Annotated in this window: 10 protein-coding genes and 1 pseudogene; 1 reads left to right on the top strand and 10 read right to left on the bottom strand. The window is 63.7% G+C overall.

Annotation, left to right across the window (positions count from 1 at the left end; genetic code table 11):
* Window positions 1–135: 135 nt before the first annotated feature.
* Both gltA and gltX read right to left on the bottom strand, forming a co-directional pair.
* The gene (gene gltA / locus GBJ34_RS18870) at window positions 136–1,431 is read right to left on the bottom strand and encodes a citrate synthase (protein WP_151720742.1); all 1,296 of its coding nucleotides are present in this window, start codon (window positions 1,429–1,431) and stop codon (window positions 136–138) included.
* Between the two features lie 81 nt (window positions 1,432–1,512).
* Window positions 1,513–2,913, bottom strand: coding sequence for a glutamate--tRNA ligase (gene gltX, locus GBJ34_RS18875; RefSeq protein ID WP_151720743.1), 1,401 nt, complete (start codon window positions 2,911–2,913; stop codon window positions 1,513–1,515).
* A 79-nt stretch (window positions 2,914–2,992) separates the two neighbouring features.
* Between gltX and GBJ34_RS18880 the strand changes: the two genes are divergently transcribed.
* Complete coding sequence (locus GBJ34_RS18880; RefSeq protein WP_226341276.1) at window positions 2,993–5,215, top strand: ComEC/Rec2 family competence protein; 2,223 nt, start codon at window positions 2,993–2,995, stop codon at window positions 5,213–5,215.
* Window positions 5,216–5,343: 128 nt separating this feature from the next.
* Here the strand turns inward: GBJ34_RS18880 and lexA are convergent, their stop codons facing one another.
* The 8 genes and pseudogenes from lexA to GBJ34_RS18920 form a co-directional block, all read right to left on the bottom strand.
* Entirely contained in the window at window positions 5,344–6,033 is a 690-nt protein-coding gene (gene lexA / locus GBJ34_RS18885; protein WP_151720744.1) for a transcriptional repressor LexA, read from the bottom strand.
* A gap of 80 nt (window positions 6,034–6,113) precedes the next feature.
* Entirely contained in the window at window positions 6,114–7,289 is a 1,176-nt protein-coding gene (locus GBJ34_RS18890; protein ID WP_151720745.1) for a molybdopterin molybdotransferase MoeA, read from the bottom strand.
* Window positions 7,286–7,765 carry a cyclic pyranopterin monophosphate synthase MoaC gene (gene moaC / locus GBJ34_RS18895; RefSeq protein WP_192931294.1) on the bottom strand — a complete coding sequence of 160 codons (480 nt, stop codon included), beginning with the start codon at window positions 7,763–7,765 and terminating at the stop codon, window positions 7,286–7,288. The genes GBJ34_RS18890 and moaC overlap by 4 nt, the downstream gene beginning before the upstream one ends.
* Entirely contained in the window at window positions 7,762–8,574 is an 813-nt protein-coding gene (gene trpC / locus GBJ34_RS18900; RefSeq protein ID WP_151720747.1) for an indole-3-glycerol phosphate synthase TrpC, read from the bottom strand. The genes moaC and trpC overlap by 4 nt, the downstream gene beginning before the upstream one ends.
* A 62-nt stretch (window positions 8,575–8,636) precedes the next feature.
* Window positions 8,637–9,296, bottom strand: coding sequence for a uracil-DNA glycosylase (locus GBJ34_RS18905; protein ID WP_318843235.1), 660 nt, complete (start codon window positions 9,294–9,296; stop codon window positions 8,637–8,639).
* On the bottom strand, window positions 9,293–10,309 hold the full coding sequence (trpD, locus tag GBJ34_RS18910) for an anthranilate phosphoribosyltransferase (RefSeq protein WP_151720748.1): 1,017 nt from the start codon (window positions 10,307–10,309) through the stop codon (window positions 9,293–9,295). The genes GBJ34_RS18905 and trpD overlap by 4 nt, the downstream gene beginning before the upstream one ends.
* Window positions 10,306–10,887 (bottom strand): anthranilate synthase component II, encoded by a 582-nt coding sequence (locus tag GBJ34_RS18915; RefSeq protein WP_151720749.1) that lies wholly within the window; start codon window positions 10,885–10,887, stop codon window positions 10,306–10,308. Before GBJ34_RS18915 ends, trpD begins: the two co-directional genes overlap by 4 nt.
* A gap of 366 nt (window positions 10,888–11,253) precedes the next feature.
* Window positions 11,254–12,876 (bottom strand): annotated as a pseudogene (locus GBJ34_RS18920) (hypothetical protein); the annotation flags it as partial.

Genomic DNA, 12,876 nt, shown 5'->3' on the forward strand with positions numbered 1-12,876 from the left:
ACGCGGCGCGGCAGGTTGATCTGCGACAGGCAGGTTTCGGGCAAGAGGTGTCGCGGCGCAGGCGGGCCGCATTCCCCATATCACAATGAAAAAGGCGGCCCGCAGGCCGCCCCTTCCGATCTGTTCTGGTCGCGTTCAGCGATGCGCCACATCGACATAGTCGCGCTTCACGGCGCCGGTATAAAGCTGGCGCGGACGACCGATCTTTTGTGTGGGGTCGCCGATCATCTCTTTCCACTGGCTGATCCAGCCCACGGTGCGCGACAGCGCGAAGATCGGGGTGAACATCGAGGTGGGGAAGCCCATCGCATCCAGAATGATGCCCGAATAGAAGTCGACATTCGGGTAAAGCTTCTTGGAGACAAAGTAATCGTCTTCCAGCGCGATGCGCTCCAGTTCCTTGGCGACCTGCAGGGTCGGGTTGTTCTCGATGCCAAGAAGACCCAGCACCTCGTCCGCCGATTCCTTCATCACCTTCGCGCGCGGGTCGAAGTTCTTGTAGACGCGGTGTCCGAAGCCCATCAGGCGGAACGGGTCGTCCTTGTCCTTGGCGCGGGCGATATATTCCGGGATCCGGTCGACGCTGCCGATCTCGCGCAGCATTTCCAGACAGGCCTGGTTGGCACCGCCATGGGCCGGGCCCCAGAGGCAGGCAATGCCCGCCGCGATACAGGCAAACGGGTTGGCCCCGGAAGAGCCGGCCAGACGCACGGTGGATGTCGAGGCGTTCTGCTCGTGATCGGCATGAAGCATCATGATCCGGTCCATGGCTTTCGCCAGGATCGGGTTCACCACATAGTCCTCGGCCGGAACGGCAAAGCACATGTGCAGGAAGTTCGCCGCATAATCGAGGCTGTTCTTCGGATAGACGAAGGGCTGGCCGACCGAATATTTATAGGCCATGGCCGCGATGGTCGGCAGTTTGGCAATCAGGCGCATGGCGGCGACTTCGCGCTGCCATTCGTCATTGATGTCGGTGCTGTCGTGGTAGAAGGCTGACAGCGCGCCCACGACGCCGACCATGGTCGCCATCGGGTGGGCATCGCGGCGGAAGCCCCGGAAGAAGTTGTGCATCTGTTCATGCACCATGGTGTGGCGCGTGATGCGGCCTTCAAAATCCTTCATCTGCGCTTCATTGGGCAATTCGCCATTCAGCAGCAGGTAGCAGACCTCAAGGTAATGCGATTTGTCGGCCAGTTGCTCGATCGGATAGCCGCGATGCAGCAGCTCGCCCACATCGCCATCGATATAGGTGATGGCGCTGTCACAGGCGGCGGTCGAGGTGAAACCGGGGTCGTAGGTGAACACGTCGCCCTGAGCGTAGAGCTTTCGGATATCCAGAACGTCCGGGCCGATGGTGCCCGACAGGATCGGCAGGTCAATGACCTTGTCGCCGAGTGTCAGCTTTGCGCTCTTGGTAGCTTCTGCCATTTCCACATCCCTCTGCGTTGGCATGCAGCGCCGGAACGGCGCTGCGGCGAATGGTTCGGACCGGGGAAACGGCACTGGCGATCAGGCCGCAGCATCCTCCAGCCGCGCAATGGTCTCGTCCTGACCGATGACAAGCATCATGTCATAGACACTGGGGCTGACAGTGCGTCCGGCAAGGGCGGCGCGCAAGGGCGCTGCCAATTTGCCAAATCCGATGCCGTGTTCAGCGGCAGCCCCGGTCAGGATGACCTCAAGATCATCCTTCGTCCAGCTAGCAGTTTGCAGGCGCGGCGTCAATGATTTCAGTATACTACGGGATACCGCATCCAGCGCCTTTTCGGCCGCCTCATCGCGCTCAATCGGGCGCGATGACGTAATATATCTAGCCTTATCAATCAGTTCCGGGAATGTCTTGGCGCGCTCTTTCAGGCTGTCCATTCCGCGCAGCATCAGGGCGGACTGGGCTTCTGTCAAGGCGGGCTGATCGGCCGCCCGCAGAAATGCCTGCAATTCATGCAGCAGCGCAGCATTGTCGCCGGCCGCGATATGCTGACCACAAAGATTCTCCAGCTTCTTGAAGTCGAGGCGCGCGGGGGCCCGGCCGATCCCCTTCAGGTCGAACCATTCCATCGCCTGTTCGCTGGTGAAGAACTCGTTATCGCCATGCGCCCAGCCCAACCGGGTCAGGTAATTGCGCATCCCGGCGGCGGGATAGCCCATCAGCTGATATTCCTCGACGCCAAGCGCGCCATGGCGTTTCGACAGCTTCTTGCCATCCGGCCCGTGGATCAGCGGGATATGCGCCCAGACCGGGATCGCCCAGCCCATGGCATCATAGATCATCTGTTGGCGCGCGGCATTGACCAGATGGTCATCGCCCCGGATCACATGGGTCACGCCCATATCATGGTCATCGACCACCACCGCCAGCATATAGGTCGGCGTTGCGTCCGAGCGCAGCACGATCATATCATCCAGCGTTTCATTCTTGATGCGCACCTCACCCTGAACCTGATCGTCGATCAGGGTCTCGCCCGTGCGAGGCGCTTTCATCCGCACAGCGAAGGGGCGGTCAGGATAGGTCGCGGGATCGGCGTCGCGCCAGGGGCTTTGAAACACCGCATAGCTGCCGCGAGCCTCGGCCTCGGCGCGGAAAGCGTCGATTTCTTCCTTGGTCGAAAAGCACTTATAGGCGGTCCCGCGATCCAGCATGGCATAGGCCACTTCGGCGTGTCGGTCCTTGCGCTCGAACTGGCTGATGACATCGCCATCCCAGTCCAGACCCAGCCATTCCAGCCCGCGCAGGATGGCAGCCGTGGCCTCGGGGGTGGAGCGTTCGCGGTCGGTATCCTCGATCCGCAACAGGAACTTGCCGCCGCGCCCGCGGGCGTAAAGCCAGTTGAACAGCGCCGTGCGGCCGCCGCCGATATGCAGATAGCCGGTGGGCGAAGGGGCGAAGCGGGTGACGACCTGCGCGTTCATGGATGCGTTAACCTTTCGGAAACCAGACAGGCCGTAGCCTTTGCGCAAGGTGATAGGCGAGCGGAGGGCAGGAAACAAGGTGCCGGGGCAGGTGACAGCGCGGCTTGGGCGGCTGGCCCTTGCGCCCATTGCGGCGCTTGAGGGCGCGCGGGGAACGCTGTTTCCCTGGATCCCGGTCTGCCTTGCCATTGGGATCGGGTTCTGGTTTGCGCTCCCTGATGAGCCCGCAGCATGGGTCTATGCGGTCGCCTGCGCGGCGGTTCTTGGGCTCCTGGTGCTTTGGCGTCTTGGCCCGGAATGGGCGCAGCCGATCTGCCTGGCCTTGGCCCTCGTGCCGACAGGCGGCGTGATGGCCGGCCTGCGGGCGCATATGGTGGCAGCGCCTGTGCTCGACTTTCGCTATTACGGCGCAGTAACGGGCCGCATCGTGATGATCGATCGGTCACAATCGGATGCGCTGCGCCTGACGCTGGACGAGGTTCTGCTGGATGATGTCGCGCCCGCCCGCATCCCGCATCGCGTGCGCATCTCGCTGCATGGTCCCGAAGAGATGCCCCGCCCGGAACCGGGCGACCGGGTGCAACTGACGGCCCATCTTGCGGCCCCGCAGGGCATGGTCGAACCCGGCGGCTTCGATTTTCAACGCATGGCCTGGTTTCAACGCCTTGGCGCGGTGGGCTACAGCCGCACGCCGGTGATGTATCTCGCCCCCCCAAGCCGTTCCGAGCAATGGGTGAACCGCACCCGGTCCTGGTTGTCCGCGGGCATCCAGAACAGCATCGGCGGCGACGCCGGGGCCTTTGCCGCTGGCGTGATGACCGGGGATCGCTCCGGCCTCAGCGGGGCCGCGACCGAAGCCCTGCGGGCCTCCAGCCTCGCGCATCTTCTGGCGATCTCTGGCATGAACATGGCCTTTCTGATAGGCTTTGTCTTCGCCTTTCTGCGCCATGGCATCGCCATGGTGCCGCCCCTTGCCCTGCGGATCAACGCCAAGAAACTCAGTGCCGCGGTCTCACTGGGTGTCGCCTGGTTCTACCTGCTTTTGTCGGGGGCGAATGTGGCAACCGAACGCGCGTTCATCATGGTTTGCGTCATGCTGGGCGCGGTGCTGCTGGACCGGCGGGCGCTGTCGCTGCGGTCGGTGGCACTGTCGGGCATCGTGCTGCTGATGCTGCGGCCCGAAAGCCTGCTGGATCCCGGCTTCCAGATGTCCTTTGCTGCGACCACCGCGCTGATCGCGGGCTTCGGCGCGTTGGAGGGCGGCGTGTTGCGTGGCCGCATCCCGCGCTGGTGCCTGCCGGTGTTCACCTTGGTGCTGTCTTCGGCATTGGCGGGGGCCGCGACGGCACCCTATGGCGCGGCACATTTCAACCGCGTGGCGGATTTCGGTTTTTTTGCCAATCTGTTGACCGTCCCGGTCATGGGGATCGTCGTGATGCCTGCGGGCGCGGTGGCAGCCCTGGCTGCCCCTTTTGGGCTGGCCGATCTGCCACTTTGGATCATGGGATTGGGCTGTCAATGGATCCTGTTCATCGCGGCAGAGGTTGGGGCGATGGAGGGGGCGGTGACCCCGGTCATCGCGCCGGGTCCATGGGTGCTGCCCCTGCTGACGCTGGGTGGGCTCTGGCTGGTCATCTGGCGCGGGCGCGCCAGACTGGCCGGAATCGCGGTGATCGCCGGTGCGCTCTGGCTCTGGTCGGGGGCCACGCGGCCTGACCTGCTGATCGCCCCGGATGGTGCATTGGTTGGCCTCATGACGGCGGAGGGTCGGGCGCTTTCGGTGCCGCGCGGGGCCGGGTTTGCCGCGCGCAGCTGGCTGGAAAATGACGGCGATCTGGCCTTGCAGCCCGCGGCGGCGGCACGCGCCGCCTTCGATGGCCCGCAGGATGCGCGGGCATTTCGGCTTGGCGCATGGCGCGGCTTGCATCTGCGGGGCAAGGGCGCGGCCGCCGCAGCGGCGGCAGCATGCGCGAATGCGGATCTGGTCATTGTCGCCGCAAAGCTGGCAACGTGGCCAGAAGGCTGTGTGATCTTCGATCTGGCCGATTTGGATCGCAGCGGTGGATTGGCGATCCGCCTTGATGCGGCAGGGCTGAAAGTCACCCCCGCAATCGGCGGGCGCAGGATCTGGCAAGGCGCAGCGGCGCGGACGATGGGGGGGCACCCTTTGGTCGCGCCCGAGCCGTTGGTTTTGCCGAAAAGGGCCGCACCGATGCGGGTCAGGACGGATCGGATGACGGCTCTGCCTGCGGGCCAGACCGCGCAGGGCGGGCTTCAGCCGGGCCGAGATTCAGACGGCTGACGTAATGTGCATCGCTGGATCGCGCGTCGCGCCAATCTGCGCGGCCGGTACAGCGTCAACTTCCCGGCCTTGCCATATCCTGCTGCGAACGCCCTCGTGAAAACGGCAAAGCTGTTGCGCGCCGTGGCTCAATAGCTGCGGATCAGCCCGACAAGGCGCCCCTGCACCCGCACCATAGCCTCGGGCAGCACGCGGGTTTCATAGGCCGGGTTCGCCGCTTCCAGCGCGATCATCTCGCCCTTTCGGCGATAGCGTTTCAGCGTGGCCTCCGATCCTTCCACCAGCGCCACGATGATATCGCCATTGGTTGCGGTGCCCTGTTCGCGGATCACCACGATATCGCCATCATTGATCCCGGCTTCGATCATAGAATCGCCCCTCACCTCCAGCGCGTAATGCTGGCCGCTGCCAGACAGCATCGACCCCGGCACGGCGATGTGATGGGAAATTTCGGAAATCGCCTCGATCGGCACACCCGCGGCGATGCGGCCCATCACGGGCAGCTCCAGCGCGTGGATGGCCTGCACCGGCTGGGCCGCGGCGGGCGGGGCTTTCGGCTTGTCGCCTGCGACGACACGCGGGGTAAAGCCCGGACGTTCCATCGCCTCGGGCAGCTTCACAATCTCAATGGCCCGGGCCCGATGGGCCAGGCGACGGATGAAGCCGCGCTCTTCCAGCGCGGTGATCAGGCGATGGATGCCGGATTTCGAGCGCAGGTCGAGCGCCTCTTTCATCTCGTCGAAGGAGGGGGGGACGCCGTCACGATCCATTCGGACGCGGATGAAATCCAGCAATTCCAATTGCTTGCGTGTCAGCATCCGGTTCGATCCCCGATCTATTATTTCTCAGTTGTCTTTATGTTCTGCCCGCGTTCCCGCTTTGTGTCAAGCACGCTGTTTTACAGATCCAGAAATTCGGCAGGCGCACCCGCGACTTGCGGCCCGTCATCCTTCGGGCGGATCAGCAGCGCATCGGCCTGACACAGAACCGAAAGCAGCGCGGAATCTTGCCGCGCAAGCGGGGTGATGACAGGTGCGCCATGGCCGTCCTGCACCTGCGCCCGCATGTAATGCGCGCGTGGCCCGGCGGGTCCGGTATTGGCACCCAGCACGCCCTGACGGATGCGGGGGGCGGGGGTCGGATCGCCCAGCATGGCGCGGATCAGCGGCAGCAGGAACAGATGGCCGCAGACCAGGGCGGAGACCGGATTGCCCGGCAGGCCCAGCATCGGCACGCCGCGCAAATGCCCCGCCATCAGCGGTTTGCCCGGGCGCATCGCGATCCGGTAAAAGCTGCGGGACAGGCCCAGGCTTTCGGCCTCGCGCGCGATGATATCGTGATCGCCGACCGAGGCACCGCCCACCGTCACCACCAGATCGGCACCCGCCGCCAGATCGAAGACGGCGGCGACGCTTGCGGTCGTGTCGCGCGCGATCGGCAGCAGGCGGGCAATGCCGCCCTCGGCCTCGATCATCGCCTTGAGCGCGAAGGTGTTGGAGGTCACGATCTGGTCGGGGCGGGGCACCTCGCCGGGCATGACCAGTTCATCCCCCGTCGCGATCACCGCCACAACCGGGCGGCGGCGCAGGCGGGGGTTCGCCACATTCATCGCAGCCAGCAGGGCAAGATCCTGTGGGCGCAGCCTGCGCGGCGCAACGCTTGCCCCATGTGCGAAATCATCCCCGCGCGGGCGGACATTGCTCTGCCGTCCGGCGACTTCGACAGTGATCATATCATTGTGACGGCGCACGTCCTCTTGCAACAGGACATGGGTCGCGCCTGCGGGCATCGGCGCGCCGGTAAAGATGCGCAGCGCCTGATCCGCGCCGATATGGCCGTCAAAGGCATGGCCCGCGCCCGCCTCGCCGATCACCTGGAACCGCGCGCCGATCCCGGCTGCGCCAGCGACCGCATAGCCATCCATCGCGGAGGCCGCGAAGGGCGGCTGGTCCAGTCGGGCAAGGGCGGGTTCTGCCATCCAGCGCCCCGCAGCCTGTGCCAATGGCACGGATTCGGCCGGCATCGGCGCGGCCAGTGCCAGGACATGATCCAGCGCCTCGGCGACCGAGATCATGGCGCGGCCTCATAGCGGCCCGACTTGCCGCCTTCTTTCACGACAAGCCGTATCCCCTCGATCCGCATGGATTTTTCGGCAGCCTTCAGCATGTCGTAAAGCGTGAGACAGGCGACCGAGACCGCAGTCAGCGCCTCCATTTCGACACCCGTGGGGCCGGTGGTGCGGACGGTTGCGCGCACTCTGATGCCGGGCAGGGCCGCGTCGGGTTCCAGATCCAGCGCCACCTTGCTGATGGGCAATGGATAGCAGAGCGGGATCAGATCGGCGGTGCGCTTGGCCCCCATGATGCCCGCCAGACGCGCCACACCCAGCACATCGCCCTTGGCTGCGGATCCCTGCAGAACCAGATCGAGCGTGGCGGGTGACATCACGACCAGCCCCTCGGCCAGCGCCATGCGGGCGCTGGCGGGCTTGTCCGACACATCGACCATATGGGCCTTGCCGCCCGCATCGAAATGGCTGAGCGCCATCAGATGCCGCCCTGCGCGCGCAGCGGATTGGCCAGCAGGTTTTGCGTCGCCGCCGTCACATCCTCTTGCCGCATCAGGCTTTCGCCGATCAGGAAGCAGCGCACGCCATATTGCGCCATATCGGCCAGATCGGCAGGGCTGAACAGCCCGCTTTCCGAGATGATCAGCCGGTCCTCCGGCGCGCGGCGCGCCAGATCGCGGGTGGTGTCCAGCGTGACATCAAAGGTGTGCAGGTTGCGGTTGTTGATGCCCAGAAGCGGCGATTTCAGCTTTGCCGCGCGTTCCAGCTCGGCGCGGTCATGCACCTCGACCAGCACATCCATGCCATGGGCGAGGGCCACCTGTTCCAGATCGATCGCCTCGGCATCATCCAGCGAGGCCATGATCAGCAGGATGCAATCGGCCTTCAGCGCCCGCGCCTCGATGATCTGATAGGGATCATAGATGAAATCCTTGCGCAGACAGGGCAGGCTGGTCGCGTCATGCGCCTGCACAAGATATTCATCGGCGCCCTGGAAGGACGGCCCGTCGGTCAGCACGGAAAGGCAGGTGGCACCACCCGCCTCATAGGCGCGGGCCAGGGCGGGCGGATCGAAATCAGCGCGGATCAAGCCCTTGGAAGGGCTGGCTTTCTTGATCTCGGCAATGAGGCCATAGCCGCCATTCGCCGCCTGGGTCAGCGCCTCGGCAAAGCCGCGGGGCTTTGGGGCCTCCTTTGCATCGGCCTCGACCTCGGACAGCGGACGGGCCAGTTTGCGGGCCGCGACATCCTCAAGTTTATAGGCCTTGATACGGTCGAGAATGGTGCTCATGTCGGTCTCCTTTCCCTAGGTCTAGCCCGCGCGCGGAAAATTGAAAACCCGCGAGGGCTGTGTCAGCGCGCCCAATCGACCGGCGCGCCGCCTTGGGCCATCAGCCAGTCATTCACCTGGCTGAACGGGCGGGAGCCGTAAAAGCCGCGATGCACCGAGAGCGGCGAGGGGTGCGGCGTCTCGATGAACAGGTGTGGCGCGCCGTCTGGCGCATGGCGCGGCAGCTTGGCGCAGGCCTTTTGCGCGGGCTTGCCCCAAAGCACAAAGGCGCGCGGCCCGTCTCCGGCGGTGGCGGCCAGAACCTGCGAAACCAACTTTTCCCAGCCCCACCCCTTATGGCCATAAGCCTCATGCAGCGGCACGGTCAGCACCGCATTCAGCAGCAGCACGCCCTGTTCCGCCCAGCCGGTCAGATCGCCGTCGGGTCGGGCAATGCCAAGATCGCTCTGCAATTCTGTCAGGATGTTTTTCAGCGAATCCCGGGGCGGGCTGCCCGGCGGAAAGCTGAAGGCAAGGCCGGTCGCCCGGCCCGGCGTGTGATAGGGGTCTTGCCCCAGGATCACCGCGCGGACATGTTTGCGCGGCGTCAGCTCCAGCGCGCGAAAGATCGCTGTGGGCTGCCAAGCGGGGGCACTTGCCAGCCTCGCCTGCAAGGCGGGCCAGTCTTCACGGAAGAACGGCAGATCGGCCCAAGCCTCCGGCGGGCGGGGCAGCGCGCTCACGCGGGGGCCGTCAGGCCGACCAGCGCCTCGACCTTGGCAAGCGCCGCGCCGCTATCGATGCTTTCGCGCGCGATCTCCACGCCTTCGGGCAGGCTGGCCGCGCGATCGGCCACGACAAGCGCCGCCGCCGCATTCAACAGCACCGCGTCGCGATAGGCACCGGTCTCCCCTTCCAGAAGTCGGCGGAAGGCCGCGCCGTTCTCGGCAGGCGTGCCGCCGACAATCGCCTCGAACGGATGGGGCGACAGGCCCGCATCCTCCGGGTGCACCTCAAATTCGCGGATCGCGCCGCCTTCCAGCGCGGCCACCCGACTGGGTTCGGCAATCGACACCTCATCGGTGCCGTCGCCGCCATGCACAAGCCATGCTTTTTCCGCCCCCAGCAATTGCAGCGTCTCGGCCATCGGGCGCAGCAGGTCATTGCTGAACGTGCCGGTCAGCTGGCGCTTCACTCCGGCGGGGTTGGTCAGCGGCCCGAGAATGTTGAAGATCGTGCGGGTGCCCAGTTCCGCCCGCACCGGGCCGACATGGCGCATGGCCGGGTGGTGCATGGGGGCCATCATGAAGCCGATCCCGGCTTCGGCCAGACAGCGTTCGACCACTTCGGGGCCGACCATCACATTGATGCCCATCTCGCTCAGCGCATCCGCCGCGCCGGATTTGGACGAAAGGTTGCGATTGCCATGCTTGGCCACCGGCACGCCCGCGCCCGCGACCACAAAGGCCGTCGCGGTGGAGATGTTCAGCGTGCCCTTGCCGTCACCGCCGGTGCCGACGATATCCATCGCGCCCTGTGGTGCGCGCACCGGATTGCATTTGGACCGCATCACATGGGCGGCGGCGGCATATTCCTCCACCGTTTCGCCCCGCGTGCGCAGCGCCATCAGAAAGCCACCCATCTGGGCAGGCGTGGCCTCGCCTTCAAACAGCGCGGCAAAGGCGGTGCGGGCTTCATCGGCGCTCAAGGGGCGGGTGGCAGCAAAGCCGATCAGCGGTTTCAGACGTTCGCTCATGCTGCCACCTTGGCGCTGTCGAGGAAGTTGCGCAGGATCTGGTGCCCGTGTTCCGACGCGATGCTTTCCGGGTGGAACTGCACGCCTTCAATCGGCAGCGTCTTGTGGCGCAGGCCCATGATCGTGCCGTCTTCCAGCCATGCGGTGACCTCAAGGCAATCGGGCAGGCTCTCGCGCTCCACCACCAGGCTGTGATAGCGGGTGGCAAGGAAAGGCGAGGGCAGGCCCCGGAACACGCCTTTGCCCTCATGCAGCATGGTGCCCATCTTGCCATGGACGATCTCGTGGCAGCGCACCACCTTGCCGCCAAAGGCCTCGCCGATGGTCTGGTGACCAAGGCAGACGCCCAAAAGCGGGATACCTGCCTCGGCCGCCGCGTTGGTCAACGGGATGCAGATCCCCGCCTGTGCCGGATCGCAGGGGCCGGGGCTCAGCACGATCGCCTCGGGGCGCAGACCCATGGCTTCCTGCACATCCATCGCATCATTGCGGATGACGCGGATATCCGCCCCCAGCTCGCCGAAATAGTGGACGAGGTTGTAGGTGAAGCTGTCATAGTTGTCGATCAGAAGCAGCATATTTGAACCTAGTGCTTTGATTTTTAACGAAATAACTTCTTGAGTTCTGGATTGATACTCACATCCGTACTCACATTTCGTCGCGCTATAGCGCCCTGTTGCGTTGCGCGGACCCTACGCCCGTGCCCTGTCAGGGGCAATATCGAAGGTTGCGAGTGTCCTATGCTTTGTTCAGACCCGGCAGTTGGGACGGAGCATCCTGCATGAGAGGATGCGCGAACTCGAGGGTTTCACAGCGCAGCGCTGCCTGAACTGCCCGGCCGGAGCAGTCGTGCTCCATTCAAAGCTCTCCGGGGGGGCAGAATGTCGTACTTGTTGACAGTGTCAGGATTCTGCAGGTGGTCTGCCGTTCAGATTGTTTAGGAACTAACTACTCTCAACCAGATCAATGAGGCGCAGGTAGCGCCCGTCGGATGTCAGTTTGGGGTCAGCCTCGGCGATCAGGGCCAGAATTTTCGGCAACGCATACGATGTTCGAGCTAAAGTCTGTGGGGTGACCCTGTTCATCAAATCTAAGGTAGTCTCAGGGTATCGCACTGTTATGGGGTCTTCGTTATAGATGTCGCGTGTGAACCTGTCGAAGGGATGGTCGTTCGTCTCGACCGGGGCGAGGAACTTCTTCACGGACTCATATACTTCCGGAAAGCTGTCGCCGGTATCATCGAGAAGGCCGATCCACGCCCGCATCGCAGCAGATGTTCGATATCTGTGTTCTCTCGGCCAGACCTCATTAATGAACGGGACGACAAATTTGGCCCAGCCGTCGTCGTTGTTCTGCCCCACCATGCCCAACCAAAAAACGAACTGGTTTCGTGTGTCATCAGACATCGACCGAAGGACCGAACGCATTTCCTTTCCTGAGAGGCCAGCGGGTTCGTCTGGACGGAACACCCGCATGAAGCCTAGCCATTGGGCGGCAATTTTCGAGAGATCGCTATCCCAAGAAAGTCCCTCGATCCAAGGAAACAGCTCAAGCAGGAGCGGCTTGATGACCTCGGCCAGCGGCAGCAAAGGATTTTGGTTACCACACAGGAAGCCATTCCACGCGGGTTCCGATGCCGGATGATCGAACGCAAGCATCGGAACAAGGCGGTCCTCAGCCCATTGTGGGTCGAGGAACATGAGCCAGTTGAGCCTTCTCATCGTGATCGAAACCGCGTGGTCCGAACCTTCCCCAGGTGCAGCGAAGAGGCGTTCCAGTCGGTTCTTGATATGATCCGGCAAGAGAAAACCGGTTTCCTGCTTCTGTTCGGGGACGATGCGATAAAGGGCCTCGGTACACATGCCGAATGGGCCGTTGATCGCATGTCCATGCGTCCGCCTGGACCGCTCCACGACTTCGGCCCTGACGCTCACTTCTCCGAGTCCACTCTTGGCTGCATCCGCTCCGCCGCTCAGGATACCGTCAACGACATGATCGTAGACGGTCCATCCAAGCTGCTCATCAAACGCTAAGATTGCCGACAGGTTGATTTCGAGCCATCGCCCCAGTGTGTGAGCCAGCTCTGCGACTGCTGCGGCTGGAAGTCTGGTCAGCCGGTGCAAAAAGACCCTTCTCAGCCGGGGGGAAATGTCATCAGGCAGTTCGTTGATCATGGATGACCAGAGGAACTGCGGGTAGTCGTTGCCTTTGCCTGCAAGGGTAAGGGCAGACAAGGCCTTGCGGGGGTTGGTCCTCACTAGCCCAGTGAATGGGCGCTTTTCGGTGAAGCTGTCGAAGTCTCGATTAAGATCATCCTTGGCGCGCGCCACAATCTCGTTCACAGGAAGGTCCAACACGGCTTCGGGGCTCTCGTCAATTCCGACATATCCGAAATGGGAACCACGCTCGGTGACCGTTGATTTCGCCCAGCCATCGTTCCAACGAGGAACGCCTCGGATCATCGCATCAAGGTAAGCGGCGTCTGAACCCCACGTTGCGTGGCTGACGCGCTGCTGCGAAGTCCTTTTCATCGGCTGATGGGGAGTGCGTTTCGCAATGTGTGCCAA

The sequence above is a fragment of the Gemmobacter serpentinus genome (genome assembly GCF_008973825.1).
GTDB lineage: Bacteria > Pseudomonadota > Alphaproteobacteria > Rhodobacterales > Rhodobacteraceae > Gemmobacter > Gemmobacter serpentinus.